Origin of the sequence: Chryseobacterium gallinarum (assembly GCF_001021975.1) — a bacterium.
GTDB lineage: Bacteria > Bacteroidota > Bacteroidia > Flavobacteriales > Weeksellaceae > Chryseobacterium > Chryseobacterium gallinarum.
The window spans coordinates 382,757-402,671 of sequence record NZ_CP009928.1 but is presented as its reverse complement, the minus strand read 5'-3'; the positions used below and the strand labels follow the sequence as shown (position 1 = coordinate 402,671).

General features: G+C 35.4%; 14 protein-coding genes. 12 read left to right on the top strand and 2 right to left on the bottom strand.

Going from position 1 to position 19,915, the window contains the following annotated elements; translation table 11 throughout:
* Positions 1 to 107: 107 nt before the first annotated feature.
* Both OK18_RS01755 and OK18_RS01750 read right to left on the bottom strand, forming a co-directional pair.
* Complete coding sequence (locus OK18_RS01755; protein ID WP_050020054.1) at positions 108 to 1,328, bottom strand: hypothetical protein; 1,221 nt, start codon at positions 1,326 to 1,328, stop codon at positions 108 to 110.
* A 36-nt stretch (positions 1,329 to 1,364) separates the two neighbouring features.
* Positions 1,365 to 3,995 carry a TonB-dependent receptor plug domain-containing protein gene (locus tag OK18_RS01750; RefSeq protein WP_053326881.1) on the bottom strand — a complete coding sequence of 877 codons (2,631 nt, stop codon included), beginning with the start codon at positions 3,993 to 3,995 and terminating at the stop codon, positions 1,365 to 1,367.
* 198 nt (positions 3,996 to 4,193) lie between these two features.
* Here OK18_RS01750 and OK18_RS01745 point away from each other — a divergent pair, with 198 nt between their 5' ends.
* The 12 genes from OK18_RS01745 to OK18_RS01690 all read left to right on the top strand — a co-directional run bounded on the left by OK18_RS01745 (position 4,194) and on the right by OK18_RS01690 (position 19,462).
* Positions 4,194 to 4,871 (top strand): response regulator transcription factor, encoded by a 678-nt coding sequence (locus OK18_RS01745; protein WP_050020056.1) that lies wholly within the window; start codon positions 4,194 to 4,196, stop codon positions 4,869 to 4,871.
* 48 nt (positions 4,872 to 4,919) lie between these two features.
* Positions 4,920 to 5,951: a sensor histidine kinase gene (locus tag OK18_RS01740; protein ID WP_050020058.1), complete on the top strand. Its 1,032-nt coding sequence runs from the start codon at positions 4,920 to 4,922 to the stop codon at positions 5,949 to 5,951.
* A gap of 134 nt (positions 5,952 to 6,085) precedes the next feature.
* A complete protein-coding gene (locus OK18_RS01735) occupies positions 6,086 to 6,682 on the top strand; it encodes an IS1096 element passenger TnpR family protein (RefSeq protein WP_050020060.1) in 597 nt (198 codons plus the stop codon).
* Positions 6,683 to 6,808: 126 nt separating this feature from the next.
* Positions 6,809 to 8,158 (top strand): alpha-amylase family glycosyl hydrolase, encoded by a 1,350-nt coding sequence (locus OK18_RS01730; RefSeq protein ID WP_050020061.1) that lies wholly within the window; start codon positions 6,809 to 6,811, stop codon positions 8,156 to 8,158.
* A gap of 70 nt (positions 8,159 to 8,228) precedes the next feature.
* Positions 8,229 to 8,669, top strand: a complete 441-nt coding sequence (locus OK18_RS01725; RefSeq protein WP_053326880.1) for a hypothetical protein — start codon at positions 8,229 to 8,231, stop codon at positions 8,667 to 8,669.
* A gap of 11 nt (positions 8,670 to 8,680) precedes the next feature.
* On the top strand, positions 8,681 to 9,331 hold the full coding sequence (locus OK18_RS01720) for a hypothetical protein (protein WP_053326879.1): 651 nt from the start codon (positions 8,681 to 8,683) through the stop codon (positions 9,329 to 9,331).
* Between the two features lie 146 nt (positions 9,332 to 9,477).
* Entirely contained in the window at positions 9,478 to 10,272 is a 795-nt protein-coding gene (locus tag OK18_RS01715) for a thymidylate synthase (protein WP_053326878.1), read from the top strand.
* Between the two features lie 82 nt (positions 10,273 to 10,354).
* Positions 10,355 to 10,573, top strand: a complete 219-nt coding sequence (locus OK18_RS01710; protein WP_053326877.1) for a hypothetical protein — start codon at positions 10,355 to 10,357, stop codon at positions 10,571 to 10,573.
* Between the two features lie 23 nt (positions 10,574 to 10,596).
* Positions 10,597 to 13,107, top strand: coding sequence for a M1 family metallopeptidase (locus tag OK18_RS01705; RefSeq protein ID WP_053326876.1), 2,511 nt, complete (start codon positions 10,597 to 10,599; stop codon positions 13,105 to 13,107).
* 284 nt (positions 13,108 to 13,391) lie between these two features.
* Entirely contained in the window at positions 13,392 to 14,720 is a 1,329-nt protein-coding gene (locus OK18_RS01700) for a hydroxymethylglutaryl-CoA synthase family protein (protein ID WP_053326875.1), read from the top strand.
* A gap of 418 nt (positions 14,721 to 15,138) precedes the next feature.
* A complete protein-coding gene (locus OK18_RS01695; protein ID WP_053326874.1) occupies positions 15,139 to 17,973 on the top strand; it encodes a SusC/RagA family TonB-linked outer membrane protein in 2,835 nt (944 codons plus the stop codon).
* Positions 17,974 to 17,992: 19 nt separating this feature from the next.
* Entirely contained in the window at positions 17,993 to 19,462 is a 1,470-nt protein-coding gene (locus OK18_RS01690) for a RagB/SusD family nutrient uptake outer membrane protein (RefSeq protein WP_053326873.1), read from the top strand.
* Positions 19,463 to 19,915 lie beyond the last annotated feature (453 nt).

Below are 19,915 nucleotides of genomic sequence, written 5' to 3'. Positions count from 1 at the left end.
TTTTTGTAATTGCCATCGGTATTTCCGGTGGCTTTTTAATTCCAGATAAAATCAAAAAAGCCATCAGAAACGTTCTGATGGCTTTTCTATTGAAATAAAGAAACTAGTTATTGTAAAGCTGCTAAAAGATTTACTCCGTCTACGGTAGCCCAGGCTCCCGGTACCAGAGAAACTTTGGTAACTGTTGCAGTGTTTGTGAATGTTTTTACACTGGCAGGTGTATACGCATATCCCCAAACTCCAGCATTATCAGAATTTAAGTAGGTAAGCGGTTCCACTTTTATTTTTCCTGTATTAAACTGACTGGTCTCTGTAGGAGCATCCTGAATTAATACAGAATATGCTTTTTGAGTACCGATATTTTTATATCCACTGATGTAAACATTGGAGAAAATACCCGTTCCCTGCTTTTTAAACTGAATGGCTGAAATTTCTGGAGAATTGGCTACTTCCGGATTTGTATTAGCATCTCTGATCAATGTAATATTGGAAATTTTCGGAGCTGTATTATCTACGTTGCTGGAAGCTTCAATTTCCATTCCGAAGTTTCCAACACCTGTTTGAAATGCATACCAATTTGTATTGTTTTGTCCGCTCCATGCATCTTGCCAATCGAATGAATCATCATAATTACCATAAGATACAATGTTTTTGGCACTTACAGTTCCTCCGAAGAATTCATACCCGTCATCTGTTCCTTTATAAGTAACAAGGTTTTCTAAAGTTGTTCCTGCACCTACAGCATAGAATGTCATAGAGTTAGTCTCAGAAGTACCGTCCCCTATTTTTTTACCTGCATATTCTACTCGTACAAACTTCATTGTTCCTGAATTGGAATTTGGATCTGTTCCTCCATAATATACATTATTACCATCTTCAGAAAGTGCTTGTGTATTTCCATTGATTGCCTTGATTGGAGCATTTCCATATAATGTGATACCTCCCCAATCACCAGGAGTCTTAGTAGAAGTTGTGAATACAATTGGTTCAGATGCAGTACCAACAGCGTTGATTTTTCCGTCCTGAAGAACTACAAGACCACTTGTTTTAGAAGTAGAAACATTGAAAGTTGCTCCTGCCTCAATAGTGATGGTAGCATTATTTGTTATTTTTACAATTCCGTCCAGGGTGTAATTTCCTTTCTTAATAAGAATATCCTTTGTAATAGTTCCTGATAAAGTTCCACTTCCGCTTAATACGCTTTCAGTAGTTCCGGGAGTAACGGGAGTACCATCTCCTAATCCATCATTAACATCAATAGTACATGAATTTAAGGCTAATGTTAACATAGCAGTTAACGATAGTAATGATAAAACTCTTCTTTTCATTTTTATACTTTTTATACTTTATTTTTTAATTAATTTTTAGAACGTATATCCTACAGTCATATTAAAGGTCACCCCTCTGAAATAGTCTGTATACGTATTGATTCCGTTCGTTTGTACATTATAATAGCTCTTGTCTCCTAAAAGAATTCGGTATCTGTTATTTAAAATATTTCGGACACCTAATTTTATGTTCCAGTTTTTAGTAATTTGTTCCTGGTAGACGAAATCAAGCTGATGGAAAGGTTTTTCATAGAAATTATCAGATCCTGATGTTCCTACAGCATAGATTTTGGAGCCGGAAACATTATATACAAGAGATAAAGTTCTGCTTAAATTATTTTTGGTTTTTGTTTCATATTTTAAGTCTGCATTGATGGTGTAAGGTGAAGCACCCTGAAGTCCTCTTTTTTCCAGCTTTCCTGTATAAAAATTCGGATTGGGTTGTTCGAGTTTTAATTGGTCTTCACTTCTTTCAACATTGGTATACATAAAGGTGGCGTTTGCACCTAATGTAAATTTATCCAGAGACTCAGATATTCTTCCCAGGCTTACGATTCCTTCCAATTCAATTCCGGCCAGATCAGCCTTTTTAGCATTATAGAAAGTAACGGTAACTCCGTTTGCATCTCCCGAAGAAACAAAAGATCTTTCGATAGCGTTGTTAATTCTTTTTGCAAATAAGTTTACTGCAAACAACTCCTTGTTTGTAGGGAAGTATTCCCATTTTAAATCAAAATTATAGTTGTCACTCAGTTTAATATCCGGATTACCTTTGATAGTTTCGTTATCAGGGTTGATATATGAAATTTCCATCGTTTCAATTAAGACAGGACGGGTTACTGTTTTACTGAAAGAAAATCTTAAATTGTTCTTTGTATTAAGTGCTTTTTTGATGGAAAGAGAGGGTAAGAAAAGGTTTCTTTCTTTATCCAAGTTTGTTTTTCGGGCCGCTCCCTGCTCAGAGAAACGAATTAACGTCATATCGTTTTCATATCTTCCTCCGATGAGAATGTCCCATGTTTCCGAAGGCTTGTAGTTAAAGTTAATATATCCTGCATTAACAAACTGATACATACTTGTGAAGAAGCTGGAGGCATCAGTTTCTTCCTGGAAAAAGAATCTGTTGTTTGCCAAATCCTGATTAAACTTGGCCTGTGGAGAGTCTTTATCAATGATAAAACTTTGTCCCGCAGTACCATTAGGTTTTCCGAAAAGGAATCGGTAAGACGTTTTTCTAAGATCTGCAAAACCGTTATATCCAATGGATAGCTGCATTGGGAAGTCTTTTTTGTCCCCTTTTTCTCCCAGGAATACAGAGTACTCGCCATATGCCGAGCCATAGAATCTTGAATTTACATCCAGGTACTGTCGGATAATGTTATTCCCTCCATAGGCTAAAAGTAGTTGATTATCTGGTAAGGCATTCCCATTCAAGTCTAAACGGCTTCCTTCCAGAATTTTTCTGTCAGGCTGCTGATAATTATTGATTACATAACTTCCTCCGGCTTTTACCTGATGTCTTTCACCAATTTTCTGGGAACCGGTTAGCTGTATATTAAGAAATCTGGATAAATCCTGTTGGTTGGTACGGAAAAACCCGATGTTTTTATTCTGAACCTGATTATTTTTATATCCGTAATAATCTTCAATAATATTATTAACATTCTGAAGATACATGGCGTTCAAATTAATTGCTGTACCTCTGTTCTTATAGCCTATCCCTAATAATGCGGATGATTCTATCTGATAGTTATATTGCTTTCTTAACAGGTCGTTATTCAGATTGATGATACCTCCGAAGTCTTTAAATTGATTTTTTGCTCCTTCTTTATAGGAAAATTCCGAACTTTGATTTAATGAAAATAAGAATCCAAGATTTCCGTTTTCCCCGGCTTTCATTTTTTGCACTGTAGTGAAACCAATACTTGTATTAGGCATTGATTTTACATTGTCTACATTCCAGCTATCTTTAAACTGAGATAATGATTCTTCTCCTGAGAATCTGTAGTTACTAGGTCTTGAATTTCTAATAGCTGAAGGAAGTTTTTTGTCCCTGGAGTTCAGTCCAAGATAACCAGTAAATCCATCTGCTCCTTCTGAAACCTTAAATCCGTCTTTGAAAGTACTTACGGTATTTACTCCAATACCAAATTCCACCTTTGTAAACGGTTTATCAATCGTAAGCGTTTCAATATCAAACGTAGCACCTGCAAAATCTCCGTAAAGGTTGGAGTTGAAAGTCTTGTAAATATTCAATTTACCTACAACATCCGTTGGAAACTGCTTTAAAGCAATAATTTTCTGGAAAGGGTTGTTGGAAGGGGAGCCAAGGCCATTAATTAATAAATAGTTGTATCGCTCTTCAAGCCCTCTTACGAAAAGCCCTCTTCCTTCTACCGTAGTGATCCCCGTTACTTTGGTAAGTCCCTGCTCTACGTTGGAGATCCCTTTTCTGGAAATCTCTTCAGCACTCACAGCCTGTTTCTGAATAATCGCTTTCTTTTGTTCTCCTAATACGGCAGTTTCCGTTTTCTTATTACTGCTTCCCTGGATAACAACACCATCAATTTTTTTCTCCTTAGTGATCGTGTCCTGCTTCGTTTCCTGAGCATAAAACACTGATCCAGATAAAAATAAGACTGCAATGCTAAGTTTATTAATTTTCATTCTTTTACTTACTTTATTTACTAGATTCTTTCGGTGCAAAGGAATAAAAGATTGATGGGGTAAATGGTTTAGTAAAATTTAATTTTTTTTTAACTAAACATTAAGAATGAGCTATTATTGTTAACTTTATGTGAACGATAATTAAATTATTAATCTATCATTCAAAAATGATTAACTTTGAAACAGTAAAAATTTGAAATGAGCCAAAAGAAAATACTCTTGATAGACGATGAACTGGATATTTTAGAGATTCTGTCTTACAATTTAGAAAAAGAAGGTTATGATATTTATACGGCTACCAATGGTAATGAAGGTATAGAAAAAGCAAAGGAAATTATTCCGGATCTTATCTTACTGGATGTCATGATGCCGGAGAAAGATGGTATTGAAACCTGTCAGGAACTTCGTAAAGTGAAAGAGCTACAAAAAACACTTATCGTTTTCCTTTCTGCAAGAAGCGAAGAGTTTTCCCAATTGGCAGGATTTCAGGCAGGTGCCAACGACTATATCGTAAAGCTGATCAAACCGAAAATCCTTATTTCCAAAGTAAATGCTTTGTTACAGCTGACCTCTCAGGTCTCTGATAATGCGAAACTGATTGAGATCGGTGACCTGGTAATCGATAAAGATAACTTCAGGGTATCTAAAAGCGGGCAACAGTTTCTCCTGCCTAAAAAAGAATTTGATTTACTTTATCTTCTGGCCTCCAATACGGAAAAAGTTTTCAAAAGAGAAGAAATCCTGGAGAAAGTCTGGGGTAACGATGTGATTGTAGGAGAGAGAACTATTGATGTCCACATCAGGAGATTGAGGGAAAAGCTGGGAATCAATACTATTCAGACCTTAAAAGGAATAGGATATAAGCTTATCGTTTAATCATTTTAAAATCCTAACTTTACGTTCAATAATTAAAACTTTGTAAAATTGAAATTTTACAGGCTTACTCTCGTTGCCTCTTGTCTGCTGACATTGGTAATGCTTTTTCTGGTGGTCATTTTTGACTCACTAAAAGATATCTATTACGAAACTCCCCAGTTTAAAACAGGACTTTTAATCTGCGTTATCCTGATCTTTATTATCAATTGTGTCGTATTGGAGCTCCTCTTCAATTATTACGGCAGAAAACAGGTTAAAGGACTTTCAGAAATTCTTCCCCAAGGAATCGTTAATAACAGCGATGAAAATATTACCATCAAAGAATTAGGAGAGCGCTTCTCAGACCTGAACCAGCAGAAAGTAACGGAAATTGATATGATGAAGGAGATGGAAAGTTACCGTAAAGAATATATCGGAAACGTTTCCCATGAGCTTAAAACCCCTTTATTTTCTATCCAGGGATACGTGGAAACCTTAAGAGACGGAGGAGTAGATAACCTTACCATCAGGGATAAATACCTGGAAAGGATTGACAAGTCCGTTGAAAGGCTTATTGCCATTGTTACCGATCTTGATATGATCAACAGGCTGGAAGCGGGGGAAATCAATCTTACTATTTCAAAATTTGATGTCAACCTGCTGATTAAAGAAATTTTTGACCTTCTTGACCTTGAGGCTGAAAAACGCAATACTACACTACAGATTCAGACCCTCCATCCGCAGATTTTTGTAGAAGCCGATAAACAAAAGATTTCCCAGGTTTTTATTAATCTTATTTCCAATGCGATTCATTATGCCAACAGGCAGGAAGCTAAGGTGATCGTAAAAACCAGTGTTTTGAAAAATAAAGTTCTGATAGAAGTTATAGACAACGGGATGGGAATAAAACCTGAAATCCTGCCAAGAATTTTCGAAAGGTTTTATCGTGTGGAAACCAGCCGGAGCAGGAGGGAAGGCGGTTCCGGGTTAGGATTGGCTATTGTGAAGCATATCCTTGAAGCTCATAACGAAAACATTACCGTAGAAAGTGTTTACCTTGAAGGTACCAAGTTCAGTTTTATGCTTGAAAAAAGTAAATAATTCCGGCAAAATGTAAGAAAAAAAAATATTTTAAAAAATTCAGAAATATTTTTTTGTCACATGTCATTTATTATATATTTGCACCAGAGATTTATCATAATTATAAAGGCAAAAAAGTAATTTAAGAAACTGATATGGTTTACAAAATCCGCGTAATATTAGATGCGAAAGAGGATATTTTCCGTGATATTGAAGTCAAGGGAAAACAAACGTTATGGAACTTACATTTAGGAATTAAAAGCGCATTCAGTCTGCAGGGAGACGAGCTTTCTACTTTTAATCTGTTAGAGGATGACGGAACAATAGTGAAAAGCGTGCCATTGGAAGATATGAGTGATGATGGTGATGGGGAGATTATGTCGGATATTTATATTGATGAGGCTTTTGAAAGTGTAGGTAACAAAGCACAGTTTCAATATGGACTTCTTGATCTTTGGGAGTTCTTCTGTGAGCTTGTAGAAGTAATTGAAGAAACTAAAGGAGTTAATTATCCAATTACGGTATACAGGTTTGGAAATGTCCCTTTAAAGGCTCCTAGCAAAAACGGAAGTGCCGGCGGAGGTAAAAAGAAGTCAGCAATGCCTTTGGTAGATGATGAGTTTGGTTTCGACGATGACTTTGTAACAGGAGGAAATTTTGTAGATGAAGATGACAGCTTCGATGATGAGGAAGAAGAAGACTACAATGATGATGTCTTTGATGATGAAGATGACAATGATGATGAAAGATAATCAACCAAATATTGGCCCCGGGTTTTTAACCCGGGGCTTTTTTATGGTGCAAGGTGAATATAGAAAGTTGAAAGATTTTTGCTTTTTGCCTGAAAAACAATCCTTACTTTTGTTAAAAATAGATTAATGAAAAAATTAATTTTATTAGCTATCATTGGTCTGGGAATTGTTTCCTGTACCACTCAGAAAAAAAGAAGGAAAATGACAGAGTTGCCAAAAGAATGGAAACATACTACTAATATCTATGAAGTAAACATAAGACAATATACTCAGGAAGGAACTTTCAAAGCTTTTGCAAAAGAAATGCCCCGGCTGAAATCGATGGGAGTGAAAACCCTTTGGTTTATGCCTATTACTCCTATTGCCCAGCAGAATAAAAAAGGAAGCTTAGGAAGCCCGTATGCAGCAGCTGATTATACTTCTATTAATCCGGAATTCGGGACATTAGAGGATTTTAAAGCCATGGTTAACGAAGCTCATCGCCTGGGCTTTAAAGTGATTATTGACTGGGTTGCCAATCATACCGGCTGGGACCATATTTGGACCAGGACACATCCGGAGTTTTATTTAAAAGATCCGGACGGAAGCTTCCACAGGGCGTCCGGAATGGACGATATCATCGAATTGGACTATAAAAACCAGGAAATGCGTCAGGAGATGATAGACGCTATGAAGTTTTGGGTAAAAGAAACCGATATTGATGGCTTCAGGTGTGATCTTGCTTCTTGGGTGGAAGTAGACTTCTGGGAACAGGCCCGTCCTGAGGTGGAACAACTAAAACCCCTTTTCTGGTTAGGAGAATTCGATGAATTGGAAAGTCCTGAATATGGGAAAGTTTTTGATGCTAGCTATTCCTGGAAATGGATGCATAAATCCGAAGATTATTACAAAAAGAATGAACCTCTTCAGGAGTTAAAAGATTTACTGGTGCAATATTCCAATATCGGAGATGCCTCTATGAGAGCATGGTTTACAACGAATCATGATGAAAATTCCTGGAATGGTACCGAATATGAAAAATATGGGGTCATTACAAAACCTATGGCTGTATTTTCTGCAACATGGAATGGGGTTCCGCTACTTTACTCAGGTCAGGAACTTCCCAATATGAAACGGCTGGAGTTCTTTGAAAAAGATGCTATTAAATGGAGCAATACTTACCAGATGGCAGCATTCTATAAAACATTGCTGGACCTGAAGGCATGTAACCCGGCTTTAAGAGGAGGTGATATCAATGTTACCACTTATCTGCTGAATACAACAGCTAATGATAAGATTCTGGCTTATGTGAGAAAGAACGGGAAAGATGAAGTACTGGTTGTCCTGAATATGTCGAAAGAAGCTGTCAGCTTTAGCATTGAAGATGAGCATGTATCAGGAACCTTCAGGAATGTTTTTGAAAAAACTAAAAGAAATTTCAACGAAGGAAAAGATTTCAACTTCCAGGTTTCAGATTATGCCGTATTTGAAAAATAAATTCAAAATTATTACAATTTTGGCTCTATGATAGTTAGGCTAATTCTGCCGAAATAAAACCACAGCTGCAATGAACAAACAGGACATATTAAACATTGTTACCATAAAAATCAGGGATAAAATTCAGTACTTTGAAAATCTCATTGCCGGAACCCGGGCTTCCAATAATGATACAAAAAGCTCAATGGGAGATAAGTATGAAACAGGGCGTGAAATGCTTCAACAGGAAATCAATAATCTTCAGCGTCAGCTTAATGAGGTTTTGAGTCAATATGCTGTGCTGCAAAAAATAAATGCAGGCCCCGCTGAGAAAGTTCAGAATGGGGCTATCGTGAAAACCAATAAAGGATTGTTTTATGTTTCCGCTTCTATGGGAGAAATTATGTTTGAAAACCAAAAGATCATGACCGTTTCTGCAGAATCCCCTCTTATTAAAGCCATGTTTGGCAAGAAAATGGGAGAGACATTTACCATCAACAATATGACTCAGAATATTGAGAATATCTGGTAAATCTCAGAAATATGAAACTTAAAAATTTACTTCTTTTTGCCTTTGTATTGGGCAGTCTCGCAATCAATGCCCAGGTTCGTGCTACCGTTTCAGGAAAAACCTACGATCTGGAAATGGTAAAGCTTACTGTAGAAGGTTTTGTTATTACCCTGAATGCTGACGGATCAATTTCCGATTTCAGCGCTCCCGATCTGAACGGGAAAGTTGAATATTATGACGATGCCGTTTTTGATAAAATTAAATACGGGAAGCTTAAAAGTATAGGTGGTGTAAAAATAGATTATTGGGAGGATTCAGCTTTTAATAATGAACGAGCCGGCAAACTGAAAAGCATAGGAAATATTACTGTTGACTATTGGGATGATTCGGCGTTTACCAGGGAAAAGGCTGGTAAGGTGAAGAAAATAGGAAACCTTAATGTAGATTACTGGGGTGACGATATCATGGATAACAGCAGGTGGGGAAAATTAAAAACAATAGGTGATATTTCTATAGATTACGGAACGAAGGATATCATTGATCAAAGCAGATTCAAGAAGCTTATAAAATTTGGTCCGGTGAAGCTGGATTACTCGGATGATAAGTTTATAGATAAAAACAAATACGGACAGCTAAAGTTGATTCAGGGAAATAGTAAAGATGTGAGTGTATCTGTACTGTAGATATATTATTATCGGGAACTTTCCCGCAGGGATCAGATACTCAGACATCTAATAGAAAATGAGTATCCCTTGCATATAAAGCATTCATAAAAAGGGATGCTTTTTTTGATCCTTTTTAGTAAATTTGGACCATAAAATTTCCTTACATGCAAAACTACTTAGATCTTTTACAACATATCTTAGACAACGGAACCGATAAAACAGACAGAACCGGTACCGGTACAAGAAGTGTATTCGGATATCAGTTGAGATATGACCTGTCAAAAGGTTTTCCCCTGGTAACCACTAAGAAAGTGCATTTGAAATCGATTATCTATGAGTTGCTTTGGTTTCTGAAAGGAGACACCAACATCAAATATCTTAAAGATAACGGAGTAAGTATCTGGGACGAATGGGCAGATGAAAACGGAGACTTAGGCCCTGTATATGGAGCGCAATGGAGAAGCTGGATCGGAGCTGACGGGAAAATTGTAGACCAGATTACGGAAGTTATTGACCAGATTAAAAAAAATCCGGATTCAAGAAGACTTATTGTTTCAGCATGGAATGTAGCTGAAATTCCGAATATGGCCCTGGCTCCTTGCCACGCCTTATTCCAGTTTTATGTAGCCGATGGAAAATTGTCTTTACAGTTGTATCAGAGAAGTGCAGACGTCTTCCTTGGAGTTCCGTTCAATATTGCAAGCTATGCTTTATTACTGATGATGGTAGCACAGGTTTGTGAGCTGGAAGTTGGAGATTATGTTCACAGCTTTGGAGATGTTCACATTTATAACAATCATTTTGAACAGGTAAAAAAACAACTTTCAAGAGAGCCTAAACCGCTTCCGGTAATGAAGTTGAATCCTGAGGTTAAAAATATCTTCGATTTCGGTTTTGAAGATTTTACGTTGGAGAATTATGATCCGTATCCGGGGATTAAAGCTCCTGTAGCGGTCTAATATCAATATATAATATAAGGAAGTGGAGCTATAAACTCCACTTTTTTTGTAACTTTAAGAACGAATTTTCTACCTATTTATCATGAAATCACTTAAAATTAGTATTGAAAAAAATACAGATGCAGAAAAACTGAAAGAAATTTTACTTCAGATTAAAGGAATTGCTTCTGTAGACATTATAGACGAAGAAAATCCTGAAAGTGAACTGAAAAAAGCTTTTGCCAAAACAAAAGAACAGTTGAAAAAAGGAGATTACGAAACCCTTGTTAACGATATTTTTGATATCATCATAAAAAAATAATTTAAAAATAATAAAGTAGACAGATGAGAAAGGCCATTTTATCGATTGCAATCCTTGGAATTTTATTTTCCGCCAACGTAGCAGCACAAACCGAGACTTCAGGAAGAGAGAAAATATACAGAGCTACTCATACCAAAGTAACGGAACTAAAGCATACCAAGCTGAAAGTAAGTTTTGATTATCAGAAAGAGCAGATGAATGGGGAAGAATGGCTTACCGCCTCACCCTATTTTTACCCTGCCAATGAACTGATACTGGATGCCAAAGGCATGCTGATCCATGAGGTGGCTCTTGAAAGCAATGGCAAAAAATCTCCCTTGAAGTACGACTATAAAGACGAAACTTTAAAGATCAGTCTTGATAAAACCTATCAGAAAAATCAGGATTATACTGTATATATTAAATATACGGCCCGCCCGAATGAAGTGAAGCAAAAAGGAAGTATGGCAATTAATGATGCAAAAGGACTTTACTTTATTAATGCTCAGGGAAAAGAACCTGATATACCTACACAAATCTGGACCCAGGGAGAAACGGAATCTTCTTCTGCATGGTTCCCGACTATTGATAAACCCAACCAGAAGACAACCCAGGAAATCTATATGACCGTTCCTGACAAATATGTGACCCTTTCTAACGGGGTTTTGAAAGGGTCACAGAAAGAACCAAACGGACTTAGAACAGACCACTGGGTGATGGATAAAAGACATTCCACCTATCTTTTCTTCATGGGAGTAGGAGAGTATGCTATTGTAAAAGATAAATGGAAAAATATTCCGGTTGACTATTATATAGAAAAGGAATACGAGCCTTATGCAAAGCAGATTTATGGAAATACTCCGGAAATGATTGAATTCTTTTCTAAAAAACTGAACTATGATTATCCATGGGCCAAATATGCACAGATTTCAGGAAGAAATTATGTGAGTGGAGCTATGGAGAATACAACGGCAACACTCCACGGAAGTGATATTCTTCAAAAACCGGGACAGCTTATTGATGAAAATACATGGGAAGATACCATTGCCCACGAATTGTTCCATCATTGGTTTGGAGATCTGGTTACCGCAGAAAGCTGGAGCAACCTTACCGTAAATGAATCTTTTGCCAACTATTCCGAATATCTATGGAACGAATATAAATATGGGAAAGATCAGGCAGATTATCACCTGATGTCTGATGTGAACTCATACATTCATAATCCATCTGATTTCAAGAAAAACCTGGTAAGATTCAACTATGATTCCCGGGAAGATGTGTTTGATCTGGTGACTTACCAGAAAGGAGGAGGAATCCTGAATATGTTGAGAAACTATCTGGGTGATGATGCCTTCTTTGCCGGAATGAATGATTATCTCAAAACCTATGAGTATCAGAATGCAGAGGCTCATCAATTGAGACTTTCTTTTGAGAAAGTTTCCGGAAAAGACCTGAACTGGTTCTTTAACCAATGGTATTTTGGAAGTGGAAATCCAAAGATCAATTACTCATTTACTTTTGAACCGGTGAAAAAGCAGGTTGCAGTAACGATTAACCAAACCCAGGATCAGCTGTTCGAGTTTCCTTTGGCTATTGATGTATATGATAATGGAAAACCGAAGAGGTACAATGTATGGGTAAATGCAGAAGCCAGAAATACATTTAATTTTGACGTTTCGAAAGCTCCGGATCTGGTGAACATTAATGCAGATGGAGTTTTACTGGCAGATATTACAGATACCAAAACTCCTGAACAGAATTTACTGCAGTTTACAAATTCTAAAGAGTTTAAGAGCAGGTATAAAGCCTTAACAGGAATAAAAGATCAGGTTGGAAAAAGCCCTGCTGCTACAAAGTTATTAGCAGCAGCATTGAAGGATCCATTCTTTAGGATAAGAATTAAAGCACTGGAACTGACGGATCTTACCAATTCCGAGCAGATGAAAGCACTGGGAGCAGAAGTAGAAAAGCTGGCAGCCAATGATCCCAAAACATTGGTACAGGCAGCTGCTATCGGAGCTCTGGCGAAAACAAAAGATAAAAAATACCTTCCGGTCTTTGAAAAAGGAGTCAATGCCGTTTCCAATGCTGTGAGAGGAAATTCTTTAAGTGCAATATTGGGTATCGATCCATCAAGAGCCAATAGCCTGGCAGATAAGATTGATTTGAATGGAGCGTCAGATGAATTACTGGCACTTTTCCTTCCCGTTGTTGTTAAAAATAAAATTACTTCCCAGATGACCTATATTGCGCCTTTAGCTGCATTTTATCCCTTTGTTAAATTCCAGAATCCTGAATTGGGAAAAACGGCAGAAGAAGGATATAACTGGATTATGAGTTCAGATAACCTGAAAGCGGTTGAAAGCATTACTAAAATGCTAGGTTATGCCAAAAACCAGATGGCAGATAATCCACAGGCCAAAATGATGATTGTCCAGATGCTGAAAGACGGATTAAGCAAAAAAATGGAATTACTGAAACAAAATCCACAGAAAGCAGAAAGTATCAACAAACAAATCGATGCTTTGAATAAGGCGATTGAAAATTTTAAATAAGCTGGAAGTTATGAAGATCAAAGATAATTTTTATCTTCTTTAGGAGTAAAATCAATTGTAGCATGACTGTCAATAATTAACTAAAGTAACTTCAACCTCTTTGTTGATCTTCCACAGTCTTACTTTGTTAACCCAGGCACAGATAAATAAAAACAGCATTGCAGACTTGTAATGCTGTTTTTTGTTGTTGAAAAAGTAGAGTTATTAACAAGGACTTAAAAAGTGGTCATATTAAAAGGTTATTCAGGCTACATTTTATAAATTCGTATAAAAATTTATATAGAATGACTTTTGGAATTGAGGCAGCAAGCTATTATGTGCCTGGTTTGTATTTGGAGATCAATGATTTGGCAGAGAAAAGAGGAATAGAACCGGCGAAATTGGAAAAAGGATTGGGATTGCATAAAATGGGATTACCGGATGTACATGAAGATGCAGCAACCTTTGCAGCGGAAGCATTACTGAAACTTATTAAAGATTATAACATCAATCCGAAAGAAATTGCAAGGGTGTATCTGGGAACGGAAAGTGCGCTGGATGCAGCAAAACCTACAGCATCTTATGCTGTACAAATGGTGGAAAAAGTCCTGGAGAAAGAGTTTGGAGAAAGATGCTTTAAAAATTGTGATGTTGTGGATATGACTTTTGCCTGTGTAGGAGGGGTAGATGCTTTGCACAACTCCCTGGATTTTGTAAGGGTAAATCCGGATAAAAAAGCTGTGGTCATCGCCAGTGATTATGCAAAATACGAACTGGCTTCCTCAGGTGAGTATACACAGGGAGGCGGAGCTGTAGCTTTGCTGGTTTCTTCAAAACCGGATTTATTGGAAATTGAAAATAATTGGGGAGTAGCATCAGAAAGTGTTTTTGACTTTTTTAAGCCAAGAAGATCATATAAAAAAGACGATTTAAAAAATGCTCCGGCCACCTATCCGGATAGCATTGAAATTTTTACCGATGAGCCTGTTTTTGATGGTCAGTATTCCAACCAATGTTACCAGGATAGAATAAGGGAAGCTTACAATCATTATAAAGAAATAACGGGAAAAGTAAAACCTTATGAAACCTGGAGATACCTGATCTTTCATCTTCCCTATGCTTTTCATGGGAAAAGAGTTTTTACAGAGATCTACAGCCTTGAAAACGGACTTTCTTATGAGTCTCCGGATGAGCAGAAAGCTATAGCCAAATCCGAAGATTACCTTCAGCTGATTCAGCATAAAATTGAAAAGACACAAAGAGCTTCTTCTGAAATAGGGAATATGTATACTGCTTCTATTTTTATGGCATTACTTTCTGCTTTACAGATTTCTTTTAATGAAAATGAAGAATTGTCCGGAGAAGAAATAGGATTCTTTGGCTATGGGAGCGGTTCAAAATCTAAGGTTTTTTCTGGGAAAATCTCTCCGGACTGGAAAAAGGTAGTTGAAAAATGGAACTTATTTGAAAATTTAAACAAGAGAATAGCCATCAATTTTGAGACCTATGAAAGATTGCATAGAAAGCAGCTGAAGCAATCTGTAAATCCGGATTATAAAGGATTTGGGTTAACTTCTATAGAAATGGAAAATCCTGTTTTAACGGGCGCCAGATATTATCACTGTAAAGGTTGATATTTATTACTTAAAAATGATTAAAAGCACTTCTCATGTTGAAGTGCTTTATTTTTTTTATGTTTTTGTGGCTCATTTGTTACTGAATTGATATAATTTTTGCTGTTTATTTGTGGTTTTATGATATTGAGTTAAGGATTTTATTTATTAAGATTTCTATTATTGTTATTTTTTTTCATATTTTTTTCGAGTTCTATGATACTTCTTAAAATTTTTAAAACTTCTTAAAATTCTGTTAATATCTTTTAACGAAGAAATTTTTTGTTTTTTTACAATATATCACTTCTTTGTTGAGCATTCTTATTGATTTTTAACGGAAATCATACTGTTTAATTAATTGTATTTCAATGCTTTGTAAATTGAAATTGTTAATATTAATTAACATATTTGTTTCTGAATATATTAAAATCTGTTAATTATGAATGTGAAATTAAAAGTACTAAGTGTCGGTGCCTTGTTCTTTATTGGGCAGGCTGCATGGGCGCAGAAAATCGAGAGGGATACTATTCCTAAAGAGAATGAGATTGATGAAATTGTTGTTACAGGTTATCAGAAAAAAAATAAAGATGATGTTACTTCTGCAATTACTGTTGTTTCGGGTAAGTCTTTGTCAAATTTTTCATCTTCTACAATGGGGACTAATGCTTTACAGGGAAAAGCAGCAGGAGTAAATATTGCAGCATTGAATGGGAAACCAGGTGGTGGATCAGCAATTAATATTAGAGGACTTGGTAATATTACAACTTCACTTGGGGCATCTAATCCTTTGTTTGTCATTGATGGTTTTATTGTAGGAAATGATCAAAGAGCACAAGATGTATTTAATTCGATAAACCCGAGTGATTATGAAAATATTTCTGTGTTAAAAGATGCAGCGGCAGCAGCTATTTATGGTTCACAAGGAGCAAATGGAGTAATCGTTTTAACGACTAAAAGTGGTAAATCAGGAAGGCCTGTTATTACTTTTAGTTCACGTATTGGATTTTCTGAGAAAATTAAAGATATTAATTTTCGTATGATGAATGCTGCTGAAAAAATTAGTTATGAAAAACAAATGTTTGCTTTGGGAATTCCGGGATATAATCAATGGACTGATCAAGCAACACAGTCAGCTTTAGAATTAGATCATAACTGGCAAAAAGATATTTTAAGAACTTCATCTATTGAGTCATATCAAGTAGGTATTAGAGGAGGAAATGAAAAATCAAAGTATACAATTTCATTAGGTTATGATTCGGATAATGGTATTGTTAGAAATATTCATGCCTATAAAAGATATACAGGAAGGATGAAATATGAGGCTAATCCTACGGATAGATTAAGTTTCGGTGCTTCAATGGGAGTTAACTATACTTCATCTCAGGAAATAAGGGATCGGAATAATACTCAAAATCCTTTCAGGGCGATGTATGATTATAATAGCTTCGAACCTGTATATATGCCGAATGGGAGTTATAATCCAACGCGGCAAGGTTTTCCTATATTAGAAGCTCTTAAAAACAACCCTGAAAATATAAACTCTTTAATTATTGATGGAAATATATTTGCCCAGTATAAAATTGTCGAAGGATTGAACTTCAAAACTCAGCTAGGAGGTTACTATAATAACATAAGGAGAACTTCTAAAACTTTGAGAGGATCATTTTTAGATACTATCTTAGGTATTAATGGAAGTGTAGTAGAACAAAATCAAAATCGTTTCAGGTATACAACCTCAAATACATTAAACTACGTAAAGTCATTTGGCAATCATAACTTTGATTTATTAGCTTTAGTTGAATATACTGAGTTTAGAAATGACTATATAAGCGGCACAGGACGGAACTTTTCTTCACCATCTTTAAGTGAATTGGGCAATGCTTCTATTCCTTTTGCAATAGCAGGATATGATGAATTATACAGAACATTTTCTTATGGTGCATTCTTAACTTATGACTTTTCTAAAAAATATATCTTAACAGCTTCTATCAGGCAAGATAAAGACTCTCGTTTCGGTCGAAATAATGTTTCTTCAGAACCTTTTTGGTCTTTAAGTGGAGCATGGAATGTAACAAACGAGGATTTTTTTAAAAGTGGCAAAGTCGTGTCTTTGCTTAAGCTTAGAGCTTCAATAGGGACAAGGGGATATAATAACATTGGCCTCAATTTAAATAATTTTTTGATGTCAGGAGGTGTTTATGGTACATTTCCAACTATAGTAGCTAATAGTAATTATGGGAATCCTGATTTAAAATGGGAAGTAACTAAATCTCAAAATTATGGTGCAGAATTCGGTTTCTTAAGAAATAGAGTACGAGGTACAATAGACTATTTTATTGATCAAAAGAAAGATTTTATTTTATCAGTCCCTAATTTCAGTTCAGAAGGCGGAGGATATTCAACAAATATTAATGCTGGTGATCTTTCTAATAAAGGATTAGAAATTAGTTTGTCTGCAGATGTAATAAAAACAAGCAACTTTAATTGGAGCATACGGGCTAATACAAGTATTATGAGCTACAAACTCAAAAAATTAAGAGATGGTGAAATGGAAAGGATTTATGGAATTAATATTTTGAGAGAAGGTTATGAGCCGTTTTCTTTCTTTCTGGTTAAGAGTGCAGGAATAAATCCTGCTAATGGAAATGAAATATATTATACTAAAGATGGAGGAACAACGGAAATCTATAATTCTAATGACGCTGTTTTAATAGATAATAAATCTCCACTGCCTAAATTTTTTGGTGGATTTGGTACCACTTTGTCTTATAAAAGTTTTGATCTGCAAGCCGACTTTACTTATAAATCTGGAAATTATACCTATAACTATATGGCTCGTAATATGTTAAATTATAATAATGGAACAACAAGTAATATGAGGTCTGATGCTGCTAATTATTGGATGACACCTGGACAAACAAATGTATTACCGAGACCGAATAATCCAACTAATGCTCCAGGTGGTATTACTGGAGTACAGATTACGGATCGGTTTTTACAGGATGCTTCATTTATCAGACTTAGAAATGTAAGTATAGGATATACAATTGATAAGAAAACAATTGGAGAGTCGCTTCCTATAAATAAAATACGATTTTCATTAACAGGACAAAACTTAGCTACTTGGACAAAGTTTGAAGGAGACCCTGAGGTGTCTGTTGGATCAGGAGAAAACCAGACAGGAGCAGGACAAACGTTTATTAATGGAGCCTTTGCTCTTTATAGTTATCCGGCTGTGAAAACATATTTATTTGGAATTGAATTAGAATTTTAATGATTAAGATATTAGAAATATGAAAAAAATAATTAATATAGCAGTATTTTCATTTGCGTCCTTCTGGTTGATAGGATGTAGCGATGATAGGTTTAACGTTCTTCCTAATGATCAGGATTCTCCTGAAACAATATTTACTTCTGAAACTAATTATAGAGTTGTTGTAGATGGTGCTTATGATGCATTTAAAAGTCCTACTTATTATAATGGAGATACAGGGAGTTCTATTATCCTTGGAGACGTGCTTGCTGATAATCTTATTTTAAATACAGAGGGAAGGCAAACTAACAAAGCTGCCTATGAATGGTCTTTCACTCCACAATCTTCAGATGTCACATCTCTATATGCTTCTGCATATTTTGTTATTTCTAGAGCAAACCTCGTGTTAGATAACCTAAATAAGGTTCCTTATACTAACTATATGAAGAATATTGAGGCTGAAGCAAAGGCTATTAGAGCAATAGCGCACTTTGATTTGGTCAGAGCTTATTCTAAGATTCCTACCCAGAGCGTTGATGCTTCATCTTCTTTAGGAATTGCTTATGTTACAACTTTTAATCCAGCTATTAAGCCAACAAGAGATGCTTCTGTTATTGTAACTTATGATAAGATCATTGCTGATTTACTAGATGCTTTAGATAAAATTAATACTACAAATGGAAGCATTGGAAGGCTGAATAAGACTTCAATATTAGGTTTTCTATCGAGAGTATATTTGTATAAGGGGGATTATTCAAAAGCTATAGAATATGGGGAAAAATGCATATCAGCTTATCCATCTGTAGGTAGTAGGGATAATTTTATAAATATATGGAGAGATGCGTCTGATGATGGAGAATTATTTACCATTCTAAACTCTAATGTTTCTGCTGATAATGTTAATGTTGGAGTGGCTTATAGTCAGGATGTATCAGGTATTCGTTCTGAACATAACATAAATTATGATTTGTTTACTAAATATAAAGATACTGACGTTAGAAAAACAGCTTATATTCTTACTGCTAATTTTGGATCTACACCATATAATAATGTTGTAAAGTATAGAGTTAGAACGGGTTCAACAGTGAGAGGAGTAGTTGATATTAAATTTCTTAGATCGGCAGAAGTTTATCTTAATGTGGCAGAGGCTTATATGAAATCATCAACAGCCAATCCTGTAAGAGCATTACAATTACTAAATGCATTGAGAGTTCAAAGATATGATGCATCGTATGTGCTAGGTACAGAAACGGGAACAGATTTATTAAATGCTATTTATTTGGAAAGAAGATTAGAATTAGCCTTTGAAAATGATCGTTTCTGGACTATTAAGAGATTAGGACAGCCTGTTGTGAGGTCTGATTATGGTTCATTAGCTAATGGGGGAGGAACAGATGTTCCTACTGGATCATTAAAAACACTCCCAGCTAATAACTTTAGGTTTGTATTGCCTATTCCCCAAGATGCTATAAATTTAAATCCCAATATAGTACAAAATCCTAATTATTAATAACTATACTAACATATAATAAAACTGAGGCCGTATCATAATTCGTGAAAACGGCCTTTTTTATGGAATTTTCTGTAGCCTAACTATATAAGAAGGACTTTCATTTAAATGATTCTCAACCTATATTATTAATTAAACGTACCTAAATAAGGACATGTACTATCGCTGTAACTTTGAATTTATCCACACTCCAATAATAATATTTCTTGATACGAATTTCTCTTTCTGTTTCACTATCAGAAACTAATAGAATAAATATATCAATATAGTTGAATAATTAATAAAAATTTAAAGTAAACTTTAGTATGTTTCTTTAAAGTGCGATTTTTTAAGCTTTTTACTTTCCCTTTTAACTAAAATTAGGCTTTATATTTCTCTTTTTAAGCTAAAATTTGAAATGATTTTAGTTCATTTTTTTTATAAATAAGGCATTTTGAGTTAATTTTTTTTTAT

Excerpts from the sequence above, each read along its gene's own strand:
- OK18_RS01755 (WP_050020054.1), bottom strand. The coding sequence starts at position 1,328 with ATGAAAAGAAGAGTTTTATCATTACTATCGTTAACTGCTATGTTAACA.
- OK18_RS01750 (WP_053326881.1), bottom strand. The coding sequence starts at position 3,995 with ATGAAAATTAATAAACTTAGCATTGCAGTCTTATTTTTATCTGGATCA.
- OK18_RS01745 (WP_050020056.1), top strand. The coding sequence starts at position 4,194 with ATGAGCCAAAAGAAAATACTCTTGATAGACGATGAACTGGATATTTTA.
- OK18_RS01735 (WP_050020060.1), top strand. The coding sequence starts at position 6,086 with ATGGTTTACAAAATCCGCGTAATATTAGATGCGAAAGAGGATATTTTC.
- OK18_RS01730 (WP_050020061.1), top strand. The coding sequence starts at position 6,809 with ATGAAAAAATTAATTTTATTAGCTATCATTGGTCTGGGAATTGTTTCC.
- OK18_RS01725 (WP_053326880.1), top strand. The coding sequence starts at position 8,229 with ATGAACAAACAGGACATATTAAACATTGTTACCATAAAAATCAGGGAT.
- OK18_RS01720 (WP_053326879.1), top strand. The coding sequence starts at position 8,681 with ATGAAACTTAAAAATTTACTTCTTTTTGCCTTTGTATTGGGCAGTCTC.
- OK18_RS01715 (WP_053326878.1), top strand. The coding sequence starts at position 9,478 with ATGCAAAACTACTTAGATCTTTTACAACATATCTTAGACAACGGAACC.
- OK18_RS01710 (WP_053326877.1), top strand. The coding sequence starts at position 10,355 with ATGAAATCACTTAAAATTAGTATTGAAAAAAATACAGATGCAGAAAAA.
- OK18_RS01705 (WP_053326876.1), top strand. The coding sequence starts at position 10,597 with ATGAGAAAGGCCATTTTATCGATTGCAATCCTTGGAATTTTATTTTCC.
- OK18_RS01700 (WP_053326875.1), top strand. The coding sequence starts at position 13,392 with ATGACTTTTGGAATTGAGGCAGCAAGCTATTATGTGCCTGGTTTGTAT.
- OK18_RS01695 (WP_053326874.1), top strand. The coding sequence starts at position 15,139 with ATGAATGTGAAATTAAAAGTACTAAGTGTCGGTGCCTTGTTCTTTATT.
- OK18_RS01690 (WP_053326873.1), top strand. The coding sequence starts at position 17,993 with ATGAAAAAAATAATTAATATAGCAGTATTTTCATTTGCGTCCTTCTGG.